Consider the following 18,646-nt stretch of genomic DNA (forward strand, 5'->3'; position numbering starts at 1 on the left):
GGTCGTAGGTGTGGAGGAACTCGCCGATGCCGGGGACGCGGTAGTGGAGGTAGGCGATGGGGGCGCCGTCGGGGGTGCGGGTGTAGACGGCGCCGAGGGGGACGTAGTAGTGGCCGGCGCCGGGGTGCTGGGAGGGGTGGAGGCCGGCGAGGCGTTCGGCGCGTTCGCGGTCGGCCTGGGGGCCGGGGCCGTCGAGGGTGAGGACGTTGACGCCGCGGACGACCAGGGCGGCGGCGACGGTGACGAACAGGACGAGCCCGACCGCGACGGTGCGCCGCAGGACGGGCCGTCCGTGGAGGGCGGGCCAGGAGTCGGTCACCGTGCGCTCGGGCGGTAGGGCTTCCGGGATGCCGTCCATGGCTGCTCGCTCCCCCGTTCGATCAGGACGTTCGATCAGGACGTCACACCTGCTCTACGTGGGGGAGCGGGACAGAGTTCCTCACCCCGGCCTCACCCCAGGAGTGCCGGGGCGACGGCCGCCGTGGTGACGCGCCGCGCGCTTCCGGTGCCGTCCGCGGGGACGGTCCACAGGTCGGCGCCGTAGTCGCCGGGCAGGGCGTAGAGGAGGGTGTGGGCGTCGGTCCACAGGGCCTGGTCGTCGATGTTGCGCTGTTCGGCCGTGGCGGTCTCGACGCCCGTCTCGAGGTCGAGGACGTACAGCCGCCAGGGCGAGTCGGCGGAGGCTCCGGGGATGCGCTTCTTGTACGCGATGCGGGTGCCGTCCGGCGAGAGCGAGGGGCACTCGACGTTGTCGTGGAGGGCGGTGAGGGTGCGGGCGTTCAGGTCGCCGCGCACGAGGTGGGTCTGCCCGGCGCTGGCGACGGTGGCGTAGAAGGTGTTGTCGTCGGCGAAGGTGACGCCCCAGATGTTGATGTCGTGCGCCTGGTACGGGGCGCCGTCCTTGATGACGGTGAAGTCCTCGAGGTTCTCGCGCAGGTTCCAGTCCCGGACGTCGACGATGGACGTGCGGGTGGAGAAGTTGGTGCCCGCGTACGAGTCGCCGCTGACGAAGACCGTCCAGGCGGCGAGGTGCCCGGACGGGGAGACCCGGGAGCGGGTCGGGATGCCGGCGGCGGGGAAGGTGCGCAGCTCGTGCAGGTGGTCGTCGAGGATGACGGTGCGGTAGGTGTCCTCGAGGGCGCCGTGGACGGCCTGGAGGCAGATGCCGGTGCCGGAGGCGGCGTGGAAGCGCAGGCACTGGACGCCGGAGGCGGTGCGCGGGCCGTCGGGCCTGTCGGCGGGGACGGTGGTGATCTCGTCGCGGTGCGGGCCCCAGGCCATGTTGCGGAAGAGCAGTTGCCCGCCCTTGCCGAGGCCCACCTCGCCGGGGTGGACGGCCGGTCCGCCGGGCTGGGCCTGGTCGCGTTCGGCGCTGCGGTCGGCGGCGTACAGGACGGCGCCGGTGCCGACGCCGCCGAGCAGCAGCACCGCGACCAGCAGCACCAGCACCCTGGTGCGGGTCTTGAGGTTCATTCGGTCTCCCCGTCGGCAGTCGGTCGCATCACCAGGGCCGCCCCGGCCACGCACAGCGCCAGCGCACCCGCCGACCAGGCGAGCGCGCCCGTGCCGCCGGCCGCGCCCCACAGCGCGCCGAACAGCAGCGAGCAGGCGAACCGGGCGAGCGCCTGCCCGGTGCCGACGAGGGCGAGCCCGGCGCCGCGCTGTTCGGCGGGCACGGTGTCGGCGGCCGCGGCGGCGAGCACGCCGTCGGTGGCCGCGTAGAAGGAGCCGTGCAGCACCAGCACGCACAGCACCACCGGCAGCCCCTGCAGCGGCGAGAGCAGCAGCCCGTACGCGAGGAGCAGCAGCCCGTGCCCGGCGAGGAAGAGCAGGCGGCGCCCGATCCGGTCGGCGAGCAGGCCGAAGGGGACGGCGAGCAGCAGGAAGGCGGCGGCGGTGCCGAGCGGCAGCAGCGGGAACAGGTTGACGGAGAGGCCGAGGCGGCGCTGGATCAGCAGGTAGAGGAAGGAGTCGCTGACGGTGGTGAGACCGAGCAGCACGGCGCAGACGGTGAGCCGCCGCAGGCCCGGCAGGCGCAGCAGGGTGAGGCTGTCCCGCAGCGAGGGGGCCGGAGTTGACGGATCGTCACCTGCCTGGCGGTTTGGCACGAACAGCAGCAGGATCAGCACGCCGAGCGCGGCGACGCACGCGCTGACGGTGAACACCGCGTCGTAGCCGTGCCGTTCGCCGCCGTCGGCGAGCAGCGGGCCGCCGGCCAGGCGCAGGACGAGGAAGGCGCTGAGCGGGCCGAGCAGCGCGCCGACGGTGTCCATGGCTCGGTGGACGCCGAACGCCCGTCCCCGGTGGGCGGGTTCGGCGGCGAGGGAGATCATCGCGTCCCGGGGCGCGGTGCGCAGGCCCTTGCCGGTGCGGTCGACGGCGATGACGGCGCCGATCAGCGGCACGGTGTGGGCGAACAGCAGCAGGGGCTTGCAGAGCGCGGACAGCCCGTACCCGACCGCGGCGACGGCCTTGTGGCGGGCGGCCCCGTCGCGGCCCCGGCGGTCGGCGAGGTGGCCGCCGACTAGCCGGACGAGGGCGCTGAATCCGTTCTGGAGGCCGTCCAGTAGGCCGAAGCCGAGCGGGGACAGGCCGAGGCCCGTGAGGAGGTAGAGGGGGAGCACGGCGGTGACCATCTCGGAGGAGACGTCGGTCACCAGGCTGACGGCGCCGAGGGCGATCACCGCACCCGGCACGGCGCGAAGGGCGGCGCCCCGCCGCCCCGGCCCGTTGGACGGGCCGGGCGCGACGGGGGCCTTGGTGCTGCGGGAGTCCGCGACGTACACGGGCGTCAGTTCCAGATGCCGGTGATGTCGGTGGCGGTGGCGGAGTTGCCGGCGTGGGCGTTGACGCCGGCCAGGTCCTCCAGGGTGTGCAGCACGTCGTAGTGGTTGTAGTGGGTGGAGGTGCTGCTGCCGGGGGCGACGTGGGCGCCGAAGACGAGGGTCGGGATGCGGTTGCCGGCCAGGCGGTTGTCCTCGTCGAAGGTCAGGACGAGGAGGCTGTTGTGGGCCTTGGCCCACTGCGCGTAGCCGTCGAGGTTGGCCTGCACCCACGAGTCGCCGGTGCCGACGGAACAGTCGTGCATGTCGTTGCACAGGTCCGGAACGACGAAGGAGACCTTCGGCAGGGTGCTGTAGTCGGTCGGGAAGGCGTCCATCCCGTACGCGGTGGAGGTGGGGACGTTGCCGAAGCCGAACCACGGGTTGTGCTTCTGCGCGTAGTCGCCCGAGCGGCAGTCGGTGGCGCCGACGGCGGGCAGGCCCTCGTTGTAGCTGGCCCAGCTCTGGCCGGAGTCGGCCAACTCGGAGGCCAGGTTGGGGCCCTGGAGCGCGCCGACGTCCACGCAGCTGTCGTCGACGACGCCCTGGGAGCTGCCGGAGAACAGCATGTAGTAGTTCGGCTGGCTCGGGTGGGTGAGCGCGTAGGACTGGCTCAGGGTGCCGCCGCCGGCCACCAGCGTGCCGTTGATGTACGGGGCGCTGGAGCTGCCGATGACCTGCTTGTAGGCGTGGTTCTCCATCACGACGACCACGATGTGGTCCGGGGCCGGGAGCGCGGCGGCGGTGTCGGCGGCGGCGCTGCCGCCCGTGGCCCACAGGCCGAGGGAGCCGGCCACCAGGCCGAGGCCCGCGGCCAGGGCGGTGAGCGGGCGGAGCCTGCGGGGGGTTCCGGGGGTGCGGAGTCGTGCGTACGCCATGAGGTCCTCCGGTGTCGGGGGGTTTCCGGGACTGGGCCGTGCTGGGCGCCCAGAAGAGTAGGAGACGCTCAGTGACGTGTACCGCACAACGCGGGTGAAGAACAGACGAACAGCTCCCGCTCGTCGACGCGTTCGTCACAGGGATGGCGATTGACCCCTTCCGTTCGCGCGTGGTGGGATCGCACGGGCCTGAGCACGGGCCTGAGCGCGGGCCCGGGCAGCGGCCTGAGCGCGGGCCCGGGCAGCGGCCTGACGGGCCTGGGCACGGGATGCAAGCGAGTAAGGAAGTGGGCACGACGATGATCGCGGTGATCTCCTTCCCCCAGCCGGCGGCGTTCGCGCTCGCCGAGGAACTGCACGCCGCCTGGCCGGAGAGCAGCATCGCGCGGCACGCCAGGTACACCAACTGCTTCCAGCCGCCGGAGGCGCTGGCCTTCGCCCTGGACCACGACCAGGCCGTGGTCGTCGCCTCCCCCACCCATGTCCTCTCCCTGCTGAACAGCGGCCACGTCCGGATCCCGGACGGCAAGGACCTCCTGTGCGTCGACCCGAACCGGCGCTGGGTGATCCAGCTCGCCGGCGGGGCGAAGGCGGCGGAGCTGGCGCGCGAGGTGCAGGCCGTGCTCGGCGTCACGCCCGTGCTCGACGAGCGCGTTCCGCACCCCCTGGACCCGCTGGACGTCCTCACCCCGCACGCCGTCCGCCACTACCGCGCCAACTACGGCGCGACCGTACGGGCGGTCGCGGACGGCGAACCCGTACGGCTCGTCACCGACGTCGCGTACCCGCTGCCCGCCCTGCCGCCGAACGTCTCGCCGGACGCGCCCGGGGACGCCCCCGTGCTGCGCGTCACCGACTTCGACGACCCGGGCGACGGGGACCTGCTGATCGTCCCCCGCACCCTGATCCTCGGCATCGGCGCGAGCAGCAGCGCCGACCCGACCGAGGCGATGCCGCTGCTGATGGCCACGCTCAAGGCGACCGGCTACCTGCGCGACGCGATCGGCCGGATCGCCACGGTCGAGGGCAAGGGCGACCACCCGGTGGTGAGTTGGGTGTCCCGCTGCCTGAACGTCCCCGTGGAGGAGCACCCGGCGCAGGAACTGGCGCGGTTGACGGTCCCGAACCCGTCCGAGGCGGCCGCGGAAGCCGTGGGCACCCCGAGCGTGGCCGAGGCGGCGGCGCTGGCGAGCTCGGGCGGCGGCCGACTCCTGGTCCCCAAGCGGAAGTCGGCGGGGACGACCATCGCCATCGCCCGGGCGGCGGTGCGCGGACGGCTGGCGACGATCGGCCTCGGGCCGGGCGAGCACGACCTGCTGGTGCCGCGCGCGCTGGCCGAACTGCGGCGCGCCTCGGCCGTGGTGGGGCGGCCGGAGGCCGTCGAGGCGGTGGCCTCCCTGCTGCGGCCGGGCACCAGGCAGGTCTGCCTGCCGGACCCCGGGCCGATCCGCACCCCCCGCGGGGAGGTCCTGGACCGGCCGGGCGTGGCCACCGACCGCGCCGGGGCCGTCCTCGACCCCGCCGGGGCGGCCGCCACCCTCGCCACCCACGGGCACGCCGTCGCGCTGGTCGCCCTCGGCGACGGCTCCGGCCTGGCCGTACCGCCCGGGCCGTACGATCTCCACCACGTACCGGGCCTGCCCGTCCTCTGACCAGGAGCACCACATGACCGCCCCCGAACCCGATCTGCGCCACCACGGCGACGCCGAGGTCCGCGCCGACGGGCTCGGCCTGGTCGACCTCGCCGTCAACGTGCGCACCGGCACCCCGCCGCAGTGGCTGCGCGAGCGGCTCGCCGCCACCCTCGGCGACCTCGCCGCCTACCCCGACCAGCGGGACGCCCGCGCCGCGGTGGCCGCCCGGCACGGCAGGCCCGTGGAGGAGGTGCTGCTCACCTCGGGGGCAGCGGAAGCCTTCGTGCTGCTCGCACGCGTACTGACACCACGTCACATCGTCGTCGTGCACCCGCAGTTCACCGAACCGGAGGCGGCCCTGCGCGACGCCGGGCACGAGGTGCACCGGGTGTTGCTCTCCCCCTCCGACGGGTTCCGGCTCGGCACCGTCCCCGAGGAGGCCGACCTGGTGGTGCTCGGCAACCCGACCAACCCCACCTCCGTCCTCCACCCCGCCGCAACCGTCGCCGCCCTCGCCCGCCCGGGCCGCACCCTGGTGGTCGACGAGGCGTTCATGGACACCGTGCCCGGCGAGCGCGAGTCCCTCGCCTCCGCACGCGACCTGCCCGGACGGGTCGTCGTCCTGCGCAGCCTCACCAAGACCTGGGGCCTGGCCGGTCTGCGAATCGGCTACGTACTCGGCCCCGCAGCACTGATCGCCGAACTCGGCGCCGCCCAGCCCCTGTGGCCCGTCTCCACCCCCGCCCTCGCCGCCGCCGAGGCGTGCAGCACACCGCAGGCCCTCGCCGAGGCCGAGGAGGCGGCGGCCGAACTCGCCCTCCGGCGCGACTACCTGCTCAAGGGCCTCTCCGCCTTCCCGAGCGTCCGGGTCCACGGCGAACCCGCCGCCTCCTTCGTCCTGATCCACCTCCCCGGCGCAGCCGCCGTCCGGAACCGCCTGCGCGAGCACGGCTTCGCCGTCCGCCGGGGCGACACCTTCCCCGGCCTGGGCGAGGACTGGCTCCGCATCGCCGTCCGCGACGAGCCCACCACCGACCTCTTCCTCGACGCCCTCACCACCGTGCTCAGTTGAGGAGCGTGACCTCGTCGCCCAGGGTGATGCGGCCGGGAGTGAGGACCGTGGCGTAGACGCCCGCGCAGGGGAGGGCGGGCATGCCGGGGAGGGGGATCCGGCGGTTCCGGGCGGCGGGGGTGCGTAGGGCGTCGGGGTGGCGCGGGAGGGGGCCGTGGCGGAGGGTGGGGACGGCGCAGCGGGGGCTGGGGGCGACGATGCGCAGGCGGAGGGTGGGGCCGATCGCGAGGTCGTGGCCCACCCAGGCGTTCTCGACGTAGCCTTCGCCGTCGGTGTGGATCACCAGGTTGGGGCGGTAGCGCTCGGCCTCCGCGGCGGTGGCGTGGAGGGTGGAGGTGGTGATCAGGTGGAGCGGGGCGAAGTCGAAGAAGCCGCCGTCGGGGGCGGCGCGGCCCAACTCGGTGACGGTGAAGTCGACTTCTTCGTCGATGCCGTGGGCCAGCACCTCCTCCGGGACAGACCGTTCGAGGGAGGCGCCGGGCGGGCGTTCGGCGATCAGTGCGACCTTGCGGCCGAGGGCCTCGGACAGCTCGGCCTCGTCGACGGCGCGCCCGTCGGGGCCGGTGATCGTGACGCCGCCGTCCACCGTGGCGGCCGTGTAGCCGAGCAGGGCCGCCCACAGCCGGGGGTGCTTGGCGCTGGCGATCCGGCCGGTGGTGACGTCGAGCAGGGCCCGCGCGCGGTCGCCGGCCAGGCCCCGCCCGTCGACGGCCGACTCCCGTACGTCCTCCCCCAGCAGTGACTTCACGGGGTGGCGCCGGAGCCGCTCGACCGTACCGAGAACCGTGCCGACAGCCGCGCCGAGAGCCGTGTCGTGAGCCGTTCCGTGATCCGTGCCATGAGCCGTGCCATGAGCCGTGCCGTGAGCCGTCACTCCCCCTCCGCCCACTCGCGCAGCGCCTCGAAGTGCAGGTCGCGCAGGCCCGTGCGGGGGTCGATCCACAGCGCCAGCGCCGGGCCGGGGTGGTTGGCCTCGATCCACTCGATGTCCGGCGGGCCGAGTTCGTCGTCGAGCCAGACGAAGCGGCGCCCGTCGGCCCAGGCGACCAGCTCCCGGGTCTTCCAGTGCAGCCCGTCCGGGTCGTCGCCGAAGAGGTTGGTGAAGGTGATGTACGGGAGTTCGGGCAGCCCGATGCGCGGGGCTATGTGCTCGTTCGCGTCCTCCATCCAGGTGGTCGCCCAGGCCAGTTCGTACGGCAGGGCGAGCAACTCCGGCCCGTGAGCGGGGTTCAGCCACACCCGCAGCGGCTTGACCCGGTTGCGCGGCGTCGGCGCGTTGCGCGTCACCCAGCCCTCGGGGAGCAGCCGATGGGTCTCGTACCCCTCGGGGCGGCGCTGTTTCGGCGCGGCGTAGGGGTTGAGAGGTCCGTCCACGTCGATGAGGAGAAGCGGCTGACTCGGCTGGCTCATGCCGTGAATTGTCCGGTGGAGATGGAGAATTCGCCAGCGTTTTACCCGTTCACGGCCGGTTCCACATGCCCCGGGCGGCGAGCAGTGGGAGCACTCCCTCGCCGAACCGGTACGCCTCCTCCAGGTGCGGCATCCCGCTGAGCACGAACTCGTCGATCCCCACCTCGTGGTACTCGCGGATCAGGTCGGCGACCTCCCGGTGGCTGCCCACCAGCGCCGTCCCCGCGCCGCCGCGCAGCAGCCCGACGCCGGCCCAGAGTCCGGGGTGCACCTCCAGCCGTTGCGCGGAGCCGCCGTGCAGCGCGAGCATCCGGCGCTGGCCCTCCGACTCGCTCTCGCCGAGCGCCCGTTGGGTCTGCGCCACCCGCGCCGGATCCATCCCGGCGAGCAGCCGTTCCGTCTCGGCCCACGCCTGTGCGGCGGTGTCCCGGGTGATCACGTGCAGCCGGATGCCGAACCGGGGCCTGCGCCCGTGGGCGGCGGCGAGTTCGCGGATCCAGCGCACCTTCTCCCGTACCTGGTCCGGCGGTTCGCCCCAGGTCAGGTAGACGTCGGCGTACCGGGCGGCCACCTCCCCGGCCGCCGGGGAGGAGCCGCCGAAGTACACGGTCGGCACCGGATCGGGCAGCCGGTTCAACTTCGCGCCCTCGACCCGCAGATGGGGCCCGTCGTGGTCGACCGTCTCCCCCGCCCACAACCGCCCGACGACGTCCAGGAACTCGCCGGTCCGCGCGTACCGGGCGTCCTTGTCGAGGAAGTCCCCGTACGCCCGCTGCTCGGCGGACTCCCCGCCCGTCACCACGTTGAGCAACAGCCGCCCGCCGGACTGCCGTTGGTAGCTCGCCGCCATCTGCGCCGCGAGCGTGGGCGAGATCTGCCCGGGCCGGAACGCCACCAGGTACTTCAGCCGCTCCGTCACCTGCGTCAGCATCGCCGTGGTCAGCCAGGCGTCCTCGCACCACGCCCCCGTCGGCGTGAGCACCCCTTCGAACCCCAACTGCTCGGCGCTGCGCGCGACCTGGCCCAGGTAGGCCAGCTCCGGCGGCCGGTCCGCCCCCGCCGTCCCCGGCGTGGACCCGTGCCCGCCCCCGACGATCGAACGGCTGTCGCCGTTGGTCGGAAGGAACCAGTGGAACACCAGGGACATGGGCACACTCCTGCGGCCGGTGGTGCCTGCGGTCGGGTACCCGATTATCCGTTCGCCCTCCACCGGTCCTCAAGGGAAACGCCCCAGCTGACAAACGCCCGTAACAAAGGGCCGAAACGCCCGCAGGCCCCTTCCCTGGACGGGAGGGGCCTGCGGGTGAGTGCCTGAGGGCAGTTGCCGGGAAGGCGGTTGCCGGAGGGCGGGGGTGGATCAGACCTGGCCGGCCTTCTCCAGGGCCTCGCAGCAGGTGTTGATCAGCAGGCGGGTGACGACGTACGGGTCGATGTTGGCGTTGGGGCGACGGTCCTCGATGTAGCCCTTCTGCTCCACCTCGACCTGCCACGGGATGCGCACGGAGGCGCCGCGGTTGGAGACGCCGTAGCTGTAGACGTTCCACGGGGCGGTCTCGTGCTTGCCGGTGAGGCGGGACTGGATGTCGTCACCGTAGTTGTTGACGTGCTCCAGGACGATCTCCTGGGAGGCGCCGAGCGACTCGCAGGCGGTGATGATGGCCTCGTAGCCCTCGCGCATCGCCTTGGTGGAGAAGTTGGTGTGCGCACCGGCGCCGTTCCAGTCGCCGCGGGCCGGCTTGGCGTCGAGGGTGGCGTCGATGCCGAACTCCTCGGCGGTGCGGTAGAGCAGGTAGCGGGCGATCCACAGGTCGTCGGAGACCGTCAGGGCGTCGACCGGGCCGATCTGGAACTCCCACTGGCCGGGCATGACCTCGGCGTTGATGCCGCAGATCGCCAGGCCGGCGTCGAGGCAGCGGTCGAGGTGCAGCTCGACGATCTCGCGGCCGAAGACCTCCTCGGCGCCGACGCCGCAGTAGTAGCCGCCCTGCGGGGCCGGGAAGCCGCCCTCGGGGAAGCCGAGCGGGCGGGAGCCCTTGAAGAAGGTGTACTCCTGCTCGATGCCGAAGATCGACTCCTGAGCGGTGTACTTGGCCTCGATCTCGCGCAGCAGGGCACGGGTGTTGGACTCGTGCGGGGTGCCGTTCGTCTCGAGGACCTCGCAGAGGACGAGGATGTTGTCGCCACCGCGGATCGGGTCCTTGACGACCTTCACCGGCTCCAGCACGCGGTCCGAGGCGTGGCCCTCGGCCTGGTTGGTCGAAGAACCGTCGAAGCCCCAGGTCGGGATCTTGTCGGCGTTGGGCAGAACGCGAGTCTTGGAACGGAGCTTCGCGGTCGGCTTGGTGCCGTCGATCCAGATGTACTCGGCCTTGATTGCCACGACGTGTCCCTCGCATTGCTGGGTGGTGGGTGCCCGCGTAGCGTCGCAAGTCGCCGTTTCCCGGTTGTTCCTCTCATGTAACACGCATGTGAACCAACCGTCCGCGTTGTCACCGTCACGGTGAGGGAGTGCCGCGCCTGGCACTCCCCCGCCGCGCAGTGCCTAGTGACGGCGGGCGCGACGCCGCCGGGTGGCCCACAGGGCGGCCGCGCCGCCCGCGACCAGGGCGGCGGCCCCGGCGGCCAGGGGGCCGGTGGCGCTGCTGCCGCCGGTGGTGGCGAGGTGCTCGGGAGCCCTCGACGCCGTGGCGCGCGCCGCCGTGGTGACGTCGGCAGCCGGCTTCGCGCTCGGGGCGGTGGTCGGGGCGGTGCTGGGCGTAACACTCGACCCGGCGGGCTTCTCGCAGCTCACCGAGGCGACGGTGACCGTCCCACTGACCTTGGCGACGTTCAGGTTCAGCGGGTTCACCTCCACCCGCACCTCCAGGGCGGTGGCGGCGGCCGTGGTCGTCGTGGTGGTCTTCTTCGAGAACTCCACCGACACGCTGCCGACCGCCGGCACGTCCACCTTGGTCGGCCCGTACAGGCCCAGGGTGACGGACTTGCCGAGCACGGTCAGTTTGGCGGGCGCGACGACGTTCGCGGTGGGCTGCCCGTCCACCGGACACGTGGCCTCGGCGCTCATCGCCTCCACACCGAGCAGGGCGGTGGCGAGGCCGGGCGCGTTGACGTCGGCGTTGACGAGCTTGACGGAGGCGACGGCGCCCTTGGCGTCGACCCGGGTGACGGACCTACCGACCTCGGCCTTGACGAGGGTGACCGGCCGCCGCTGGTCGACACCGTCCACCGCGGCGGTCAGCACGGCACCGTCGCGCTGCTCGGGCGTCTCCACCTTGTTGAGCGCGAGGTTCACCGGGACGTCCACGGCGTTGTTCAACAGTTTGACGTCCAGGGCGAGCTCGGCGGTGACGGCCCGCGCCTTGCCCGTGGACGGTGCGGGCTCAGCCTGGACGGGCGCGGCGGTGAGCAGCGTACTCACCACCACGGCGGCGGATGCGGAAACGATTCGGCGAGAAGACATGGCGGTACCCCCACACACGACAGCTGAAAGGATGAGCCGCCAGTCTTCTCAAACGATCCGTCACATGAGTAACACAGAACGTCATTTCACCCGTTGGAGTGAGATTGACGGTCCCCGGTGACGTGGATCTGCTACGGCAGCCGCCAGTCCACCGGCTGCGCCCCCTGCCCCACCAACAGCTCGTTCGCCCGGCTGAACGGCCGCGAGCCGAAGAACCCGCTGCTCGCCGAGTACGGGCTCGGGTGCGAGGACTCGATCGTCGGCACCTGCCCCAGCAACGGCCGCAGGTTGCGGGCGTCGCGCCCCCACAGGATCGCCACCAGCGGCCCGCCGCGCGCCACCAGCGCCCGGATCGCCTGCTCGGTGACCTCCTCCCAGCCCTTGCCCTTGTGCCCGCCGGTCTTGCGCGGCTCGGTGGTCAGGGCCCGGTTGAGCAGCAGCACGCCCTGCCGCGTCCACGGGGTGAGGTCCCCGTTGGACGGCTGCGGCAGACCCAGGTCGGTGCCGTACTCCTGGTAGATGTTGATCAGGCTCGCCGGGATCGGCCGCACCTCGGGCGCCACCGAGAAGCTGAGCCCCACGGCGTGGCCGGGCGTCGGGTACGGGTCCTGCCCGACGATCAGCACCCGCACGTCGGCGAGGGGCTGCTGAAACGCCCGCAGGACGTTCGGGCCGGACGGCAGATAGGTGCGGCCGGCGGCGAGTTCGGCGCGCAGGAAGTCGCCCATCGCGGCGATCCGCCCGGCGACGGGCTCCAGGGCGGTGGCCCAACCGGGCTCGACGATCTCATTCAGTGGACGCGGTGCCATGGTTCTCACCCTATCGGCCTACGCCGACAGGGCGTTCAACAGATGATCACGCGCGCGAAGGGCCGCTCACCTCAGCCGAGCCCCAACTGAGCGCCAGGTGGGCCACCAGCTGAGCCCCCAGCCGAACCCCGACCGAGCCCCGGCTCACCCCACCACGCGCCCCCGCAGCACCACCAGCTCCGGATCGGCCAGCACCCGCACGTCCGCCCGCGGGTCCTGCCCGTACACCACGAAGTCCGCCGGAGAACCCTCCTCCAGTCCCGGCCGCCCCAGCCACGCCCGCGCGCCCCAGCTCGCCGCCGACAGCGCCTCCGCCGGGCTCAGCCCCGCCTTCACCAGCTCCGCCACCTCGTCCGCGACCAGCCCGTGCGCGAGCGAGCCGCCCGCGTCCGTCCCGACAAAGATCGGCACCCCGGCGTCGTGCGCGGCGCCCACCGTGTCGTACCGGCGCTCGTGCAGGCGCCGCATGTGCGCCGACCAGGCCGGGAACCTGGCCTCGCCGCCCGCCGCGAGCGAGGGGAAGGTGGCGATGTTGACGAGCGTCGGCACGATGGCGACCCCACGCTCGGCGAAGACGGGGATCAGCTCCTCGGTCAGCCCGGTGGCGTGCTCCACGCAGTCGATCCCGGCGGCCAGCAGGTCCGGCAGCGACTCGGCCGCGAAGCAGTGCGCGGTGACCCGCGCGCCCTCCTCGTGCGCCGCCGCGATCGCCTCGGCCAGCGCGTCGCCGGGCCAGCAGGCGGCGAGGTCGCCGCGCTCGCGGTCGATCCAGTCGCCGACGAGCTTGACCCAGCCGTCCCCGCGCCGGGCCTCGGCCCGGACGTACGCGGCGAGGTCGCCGGGCTCGATCTCGTGCGCGTAGTTGCGGATGTAGCGGCGGGTGCGGGCGATGTGCCGGCCGGCGCGGATGATCCGGGGCAGGTCCTCGCGCCCGTCGATCCAGCGGGTGTCGGCGGCGGAGCCGGCGTCGCGGATCAGCAGGGTGCCGGCGTCGCGGTCGGTGAGCGCCTGCTTCTCGCTGGTGGCGGCGTCGACGGCGCCGTGCGCGTCCAGGCCCACGTGGCAGTGCGCGTCCACCAGGCCCGGCAGCACCCAGCCGCCCACCGTACGGACGTCCGCGGCGGTGGGCGGGCGGGTGAAGCTCACTCGGCCGTCCACGACCCACAGTTCGTCCCGGACGTCCTCCGGGCCGACCAGCACCCGACCCCGCACGTGCAGCACCGCATCGCTCATGGCCGCACTCTAGGGCTTGCCGCCCGTTCCCGGTAAGCAGCGAACATGCGGCAGACTCGTTGCCGGCAGCCCCCCAATCCGACGAACAGCCCGACGAAGCAGCCCGACGAAGCAGCCCGACGAAAGGCCGACCCCCCGTGAGCCCCTTCCTCGACCTCCCCCCGCTCAGCGCCGCCGGGTTCGCGGCGATCGAGGACAAGGTGGCCGCGCTGCTGCACACCGAGGCCGACGTCATCGTCACCCAGGGCGAGGCACTGCTGCCGCTGGAGGCCGCGATCCGGGGCGCCGCGCACCCGGGCTCCACCGCGCTCAACATCGTCACCGGCCCGTACGGGCAGACCTTCGGCAACTGGCTGCGCACCTGCGGCGCGAACGTGGTCGACCTCGCGGTGCCCTTCGACGGCGCGGTCACCGCCGGGCAGGTCGCCGAGGCCCTCGACGCGAACCCGGGCATCGACTTCGTCTCCCTCGTCCACGCCGAGGCCGCCACCGGCAACACCAACCCCGTCGCGGAGATCGGCGCCGTCGTCCGCGAGCACGGCGCGCTGCTGATGCTCGACGCCGTCGCCTCCGTCGCCGCCGAACCGCTGCTCACCGACGCCTGGGGCGTCGACCTGTGCGTCATCGGCGGTCAGAAGGCGATGGGCGGACCGGCCGGTGTCTCCGCCGTCTCCGTCTCGCAGCGCGCCTGGGAGCGGATCGCCGCCAACCCGGCCGCCCCGCGCCGCTCCTACCTCTCCCTCCTCGACTGGAAGGAGCGCTGGACGGACGCCGGCCGCGCCGTACTCCCGCACGCCCCGGCCCAGTTGGAGATGCTCGCCCTCGGCGCCTGCCTGGACCGCATCGCCGCGGACGGCCTGCCGACCGTGATCGCCCGCCACCGCGCCGCCTCCGCCGCCACCCGCGCGGGCGTGCGCGCCCTCGGCACGCTCAGCCCGTACGTCCACGAGGACGCCCACGCCGCGCCCGTCGCCACCACGCTGCGCACCCCGGACGGCGTCGACGCCACCGCCCTCGCCGCCCGCCTCGACCCCGCCCTCCCCGTCCAGCCCGGCGGCGGCGCCCTCGCCACCACGATGCTCCGCGTCAACCACTACGGCCCGGCCGCCACCCTCGCCACCGTCCGCGCCTGCCTCACCGCCCTCGCCGCGGCGACGGACGCCGACGCCGCGCCCGCCCTGGCCGCGGCCGACGCCGCCTGGCGGGCCACCGCAAGCTCCTGATCCAAAAGGCACGCCCCAGGGCCGGACATCCCGCCCCATACCGCCCACCGGGCCGTCCGCACGCAACCCTTCTCCACACTTGTGGCGTCGACATGATGTGGAATCACATAACCCGCCCATATCGAACCCCGCCGACGGCGAGGCCCCCCGCCGGCCCGCCAGCGGGCCGCTGCGCCTGGCCCGCTTCGGCATGATCTTCCTGAGCGCGAGCGTCGTGTCCGGGGTGCTGCTGGCCGGCCTCACCCTGCCACTCGTCGGCGGCGCGGGGCTGACGGCCCAGCGCACGGCGGAGAGCTTCGACGACATCCCGGTCGACTTCAAGACGCCGCCGCTGACCCAGGCGACGCTGATCTTCGACGCCAAGGGCGGGCAGATCGCCAAGGTCTTCGCCCGGGACCGCACCATCCTCACGGCCGAGCAGATGTCGCCGCTGATGCGGCACGCCCAGGTCGACATCGAGGACGCCCGCTTCTACGAGCACGGCGCCGTCGACCTCAAGGGCATCGCCCGCGCGCTCGGCAAGAACGCCGAGAGCGGCACCAACTCGCAGGGCGCCTCGACGCTGACCCAGCAGTACGTGAAGAACGTCAACGTGGAGATCGCGGGGGACGACAAGGACGCCGTCGCGGAGGCCCAGCGCAAGACCCTGGGCCGCAAGATCCAGGAACTCAAGATCGCGATCAAGCTGGACAAGGAGATGCCCAAGGACCAGATCCTCACCAACTACCTCAACATCACCTACTACGGGAGCGGCGCCTACGGCGTGGAGGCCGCCTCCCAGCGCTACTTCGGCAAGTCCAACAAGGACCTGACCGTCGCCGAGGCCGCCACCCTGGCCGGGATCGTGCAGAACCCGTCCCAGTACGACCCGGTGCGCTACCCCGAGGCCACGACCAAGCGCCGCAACGTCGTGATCGACAAGATGCTCGAGAACAAGCACATCACCGACGCCCAGGCGAAGGAGGCCAAGGCCGCCCCGCTGGGCCTCAACTACCACGCCCCGCGCAACGGTTGCATCACCGCCCAGCCCGGCATGGGCTTCTTCTGCGACTACGTGAAGCACGTGGTCAAGCAGGACCCGGCCTTCGGCAAGAGCACCGAGGAGCGCGCGAAGCTCTGGAACACCGGCGGCCTGAAGATCTACACCACGCTGGACCCGGACAAGCAGGCCGCCGCGCAGAGCGCCGTGAGCGACAGCGTGCGGGTCACCGACAGCGTCTCGGCCGCCGCGACCATGATCGAGCCCGGCACCGGCAAGATCCTCGCGATGGCCCAGACCCGCCCGTACGGCCTGGACAAGGCCAAGAACCAGACCACCGTCAACTTCAACGTGGACGCGGCGATGGGCGGCGGCACCGGCTTCCAGCCCGGCTCCACCTTCAAGCCGATCGTCGCGGCCGCGGCCCTGGAGGCGGGCCTGCCGACGACGCAGGAGTACCCGTCGCCGAACAGGATCGACTACCCGAACATGAAGACCTGCGACGGCACTTGGCGCAACGACACCCGGCCCAGGACGACGGTGCCCAACGAGTCCCCGAACGAGAAGGGCCCGTACCAGCTCAAGGAGGCCATGGCCCGCTCGATCAACACCTACTTCGTGCAGATGGAGCAGGAGATCGGGCTCTGCGCGGTGAAGCAGATGGCCAACAAGTTCGGCATCACCACCATGGCCAGCGGCAAGCCCCTCAAGGAGGTGCCCGCCATGGGCCTGGGCGTCGAGGAGATGAGCCCGCTGACCATGGCGAACGTCTACGCGACCTTCGCCGCCGGGGGCAACCACTGCACGCCCCTCGCCATCGACAAGATCACCACCATGGACGGCAGGGACGTGCCCGTCCCGGCCGGCCACTGCGAGAAGGTGATCTCCGACGAGACCTCGCAGGCCGTCAACACCATCCTGAACGGCGTGACCGTGGACGGCACCGGCTCGGCGCTCAAGCTGGACGGCAACCGGCAGATCGCCGGAAAGACCGGCACCTCCGACCACAAGAAGGCCGCCTGGTTCAGCGGCTACACCCCGCAGCTCGCCACCTCCGTCTGGCTCGGGGGGCCCGACGGCGGTGTCGAGATGCGCGACATCACCATCAACGGGCACCACTACGACGAGGTCTTCGGCGCCGACGGCCCCGGCCCGATCTGGCGCGACGCCATGAACCGGGCCCTCAAGGACGCCCCCAAGCAGACCCTGCCGATGGCCGACATCCCCGACCCGGCCCCCAAGCAGGACCCGAACGCCACCGGCACCGGCACAACCGCCCCGCCCACCACCCCGCCCGCCCGCAAGCCGTGAACCACCTAGGGCCTGTCCGGCGGATCTTGCCGCACAGGCCCTAGCCCCGCCGAGCAGTTGACGCCCGGCGGGGCGAAGCTCCTTTCGGACCCGGTCAGTGCCCGCCCGCGTCGAGCACCTCGACGCCGCGGATGTTGCGCTCGATCTCCTCCGCCGGCAGCGCCACCGCCAGCGCCCAGTAGTAGACGACCAGCGAGAACACCACCACGACACCGATGTCGTACCAGAGCCCCAGGTTCCCCTGGGCGCCCACGCCGAAGGTGCCCTGCCAGGAGATCAGGCCCATGCCGACGAGGTAGACCGGCAGCCACTGCCCGGCCTTGAAGTCCATCCGCGGCGCGTTCGGCACGCCCTTCGAGGCCGCGTACAGGGAGTACCCGCCGAGCAGCACGTACCCGATGACGATCGCCAGGCCGAGGCGCCACAGGGTGTCCCAGCCCGCCCAGTAGATGACCAGGCTCGCCACCGCGAAGGCCAGCGGGGAGATCACCGAGCCGCCGCGCAGGTGGTACGAGCGCTCCATCGCCGGCAGCCGCTTGCGCAGCACCCCGAAGGCCAGCGGCGCGCCCGCGTACATCAGGACGACCGCCGAGGTGATGAAGCCGACCAGGCGCTGCCAGCTCGGGAACGGCAGGAAGCAGATCACCCCGGCGGCCCAGGCGATGAGCAGGCCCAGCCACGGCACCGAGCGCTTGTCGGTGTACTGCAGGGCCTGCGGCGCGTAGCCGTTGCGGCTGAGGCCGTACGTGACGCGCGAGCTCGAGGTGATGTAGACCAGCCCGGTGCCGGCCGGGGAGATCACCGCGTCGATGAACAGGACGGTCGCCAGCCAGCCGAGGCCGATCAGCGTCGCGAGGCCCGCGAAGGGGCCGCTGATGCCGGGGTAGTCGAGCTTGTCCCAGCCGCCCGCGAAGGTGTCCGGCGGGAGGGCGCCGATGAACACCACCTGCAGCATGACGTAGATGATCGTGCCGATCACCACCGAGCCGAGCACGGCCCGGGGGATGTCCCGCTTGGGGTTGCGGCTCTCGCCCGCCCACTGGATGGCCTGCTCGAAGCCGAGCAGCGCGAAGATCACGCCGCTGGTGCTGATCGCGGCGAGGACGCCCTTGGCGCCGTCCGGCGCGAAGCCGTGGGCGCTGAAGTTCGAGCCGTGGAACTCGGTGATCCCGAGCGCGAAGATCGCCAGGATCGGGATGAGGACCTTCCAGACGGTGGCCACGCTGTTGGTGTGGGCGAGGAGCCTGACCCCCAGGAAGTTGATCGCGACGAACACCCCGAGCAGCACGGCCGCGACCACGAAGCCCGTCCCGGTCAGCGTCAGGTCCTTGTTGAGGAACCCGTCCGCCCAGGACCAGTGCCGGGCGTAGTTGATCATCGCCTGCACCTCGATCGGCGCGATCGTCGCCGCCTGCAGCCAGGTGAACCAGCCGAACGACATCCCGGCGAACCCGCCGAACGCGTAGTGCGGGTACCGGGCCGTCCCGCCCGCCACCGGGAACAGCCCGCCCAACTCGGCGTGGATCAGCGCCAGCAGGATGATCGCCACCGCACCGATCCCCCAGGACAGCAACGCCGCCGGCCCCGCCGCCACCGCCGCCTTCTGCGCCCCGAACAGCCACCCCGACCCGATGATCGCCCCCACCGAGGCCCAGAGCAGCCCGGCGACGCCGACCTCCCGCTTCAGCCCGGAATGGCCCGCGGCCGCCGGTCTCGTGTTCGTGCTGTGAGCCATGGACCGGCCACCTCTCGCATCGGGGGAGAAAATCCACCCCGACAGTGCCGCAGCCCCCACGGCCCGCCCTCCCCCGAAAC

At 72.6% G+C, this 18,646-nt stretch carries 17 protein-coding genes; 5 read left to right on the forward strand and 12 right to left on the reverse strand.

What is annotated here, in order from left to right; all coding sequences use genetic code 11:
• The 4 genes from IH61_RS47980 to IH61_RS0137650 form a co-directional block, all read right to left on the reverse strand.
• Positions 1-358: hypothetical protein (locus IH61_RS47980; RefSeq protein WP_037973892.1), on the reverse strand; the 358-nt coding region annotated here is incomplete at its 3' end.
• A gap of 92 nt (positions 359-450) precedes the next feature.
• Complete coding sequence (locus tag IH61_RS0137640) at positions 451-1,473, reverse strand: TolB family protein (protein ID WP_031078495.1); 1,023 nt, start codon at positions 1,471-1,473, stop codon at positions 451-453.
• Positions 1,470-2,786 carry an MFS transporter gene (locus IH61_RS0137645; RefSeq protein WP_031078497.1) on the reverse strand — a complete coding sequence of 439 codons (1,317 nt, stop codon included), beginning with the start codon at positions 2,784-2,786 and terminating at the stop codon, positions 1,470-1,472. The genes IH61_RS0137640 and IH61_RS0137645 overlap by 4 nt, the downstream gene beginning before the upstream one ends.
• A 5-nt stretch (positions 2,787-2,791) precedes the next feature.
• Entirely contained in the window at positions 2,792-3,700 is a 909-nt protein-coding gene (locus tag IH61_RS0137650) for an alkaline phosphatase family protein (RefSeq protein ID WP_031078498.1), read from the reverse strand.
• 287 nt (positions 3,701-3,987) lie between these two features.
• Between IH61_RS0137650 and IH61_RS0137655 the strand changes: the two genes are divergently transcribed.
• Entirely contained in the window at positions 3,988-5,352 is a 1,365-nt protein-coding gene (locus IH61_RS0137655) for a cobalamin biosynthesis protein (protein WP_158845770.1), read from the forward strand.
• Between the two features lie 13 nt (positions 5,353-5,365).
• Positions 5,366-6,406 carry an Rv2231c family pyridoxal phosphate-dependent protein CobC gene (gene cobC / locus IH61_RS0137660; protein WP_031078503.1) on the forward strand — a complete coding sequence of 347 codons (1,041 nt, stop codon included), beginning with the start codon at positions 5,366-5,368 and terminating at the stop codon, positions 6,404-6,406.
• Here cobC and IH61_RS0137665 read toward each other — a convergent pair.
• From IH61_RS0137665 to IH61_RS0137695, 7 genes are all read right to left on the reverse strand, one after another.
• On the reverse strand, positions 6,399-7,388 hold the full coding sequence (locus IH61_RS0137665) for an MOSC domain-containing protein (protein WP_324607646.1): 990 nt from the start codon (positions 7,386-7,388) through the stop codon (positions 6,399-6,401). The two genes, cobC and IH61_RS0137665, sit on opposite strands and share 8 nt — an antisense overlap.
• The gene (locus IH61_RS0137670; protein WP_031078507.1) at positions 7,277-7,816 is read right to left on the reverse strand and encodes a hypothetical protein; all 540 of its coding nucleotides are present in this window, start codon (positions 7,814-7,816) and stop codon (positions 7,277-7,279) included. The genes IH61_RS0137665 and IH61_RS0137670 overlap by 112 nt, the downstream gene beginning before the upstream one ends.
• A 49-nt stretch (positions 7,817-7,865) precedes the next feature.
• Positions 7,866-8,963: an LLM class flavin-dependent oxidoreductase gene (locus IH61_RS0137675; protein WP_031078510.1), complete on the reverse strand. Its 1,098-nt coding sequence runs from the start codon at positions 8,961-8,963 to the stop codon at positions 7,866-7,868.
• 210 nt (positions 8,964-9,173) lie between these two features.
• Entirely contained in the window at positions 9,174-10,196 is a 1,023-nt protein-coding gene (gene glnII / locus IH61_RS0137680) for a glutamine synthetase GlnII (RefSeq protein ID WP_031078511.1), read from the reverse strand.
• Between the two features lie 162 nt (positions 10,197-10,358).
• On the reverse strand, positions 10,359-11,276 hold the full coding sequence (locus IH61_RS0137685) for an SCO1860 family LAETG-anchored protein (protein ID WP_031078512.1): 918 nt from the start codon (positions 11,274-11,276) through the stop codon (positions 10,359-10,361).
• Between the two features lie 131 nt (positions 11,277-11,407).
• The gene (locus tag IH61_RS0137690; RefSeq protein WP_031078514.1) at positions 11,408-12,085 is read right to left on the reverse strand and encodes a uracil-DNA glycosylase; all 678 of its coding nucleotides are present in this window, start codon (positions 12,083-12,085) and stop codon (positions 11,408-11,410) included.
• A 144-nt stretch (positions 12,086-12,229) separates the two neighbouring features.
• Positions 12,230-13,318, reverse strand: a complete 1,089-nt coding sequence (locus IH61_RS0137695) for an amidohydrolase family protein (protein WP_031078516.1) — start codon at positions 13,316-13,318, stop codon at positions 12,230-12,232.
• A gap of 137 nt (positions 13,319-13,455) precedes the next feature.
• Here IH61_RS0137695 and IH61_RS0137700 point away from each other — a divergent pair, with 137 nt between their 5' ends.
• Positions 13,456-14,541, forward strand: coding sequence for a pyridoxal-phosphate-dependent aminotransferase family protein (locus IH61_RS0137700; RefSeq protein ID WP_031078519.1), 1,086 nt, complete (start codon positions 13,456-13,458; stop codon positions 14,539-14,541).
• 97 nt (positions 14,542-14,638) lie between these two features.
• Complete coding sequence (locus IH61_RS0137705) at positions 14,639-16,831, forward strand: transglycosylase domain-containing protein (RefSeq protein ID WP_051838688.1); 2,193 nt, start codon at positions 14,639-14,641, stop codon at positions 16,829-16,831.
• A gap of 94 nt (positions 16,832-16,925) precedes the next feature.
• On the opposite strand, the gene IH61_RS0137710 is transcribed toward IH61_RS0137705, so the two are convergent.
• On the reverse strand, positions 16,926-18,449 hold the full coding sequence (locus IH61_RS0137710) for an APC family permease (RefSeq protein ID WP_234327508.1): 1,524 nt from the start codon (positions 18,447-18,449) through the stop codon (positions 16,926-16,928).
• Here IH61_RS0137710 and IH61_RS49310 point away from each other — a divergent pair.
• Positions 18,370-18,561 (forward strand): hypothetical protein, encoded by a 192-nt coding sequence (locus tag IH61_RS49310; RefSeq protein WP_234327509.1) that lies wholly within the window; start codon positions 18,370-18,372, stop codon positions 18,559-18,561. The two genes, IH61_RS0137710 and IH61_RS49310, sit on opposite strands and share 80 nt — an antisense overlap.
• The last annotated feature ends 85 nt before the right edge of the window (positions 18,562-18,646 follow it).

It is taken from the genome of Streptomyces sp. NRRL WC-3742, assembly GCF_000720635.1.
In the GTDB taxonomy this organism is placed as follows: Bacteria; Actinomycetota; Actinomycetes; order Streptomycetales; family Streptomycetaceae; genus Kitasatospora.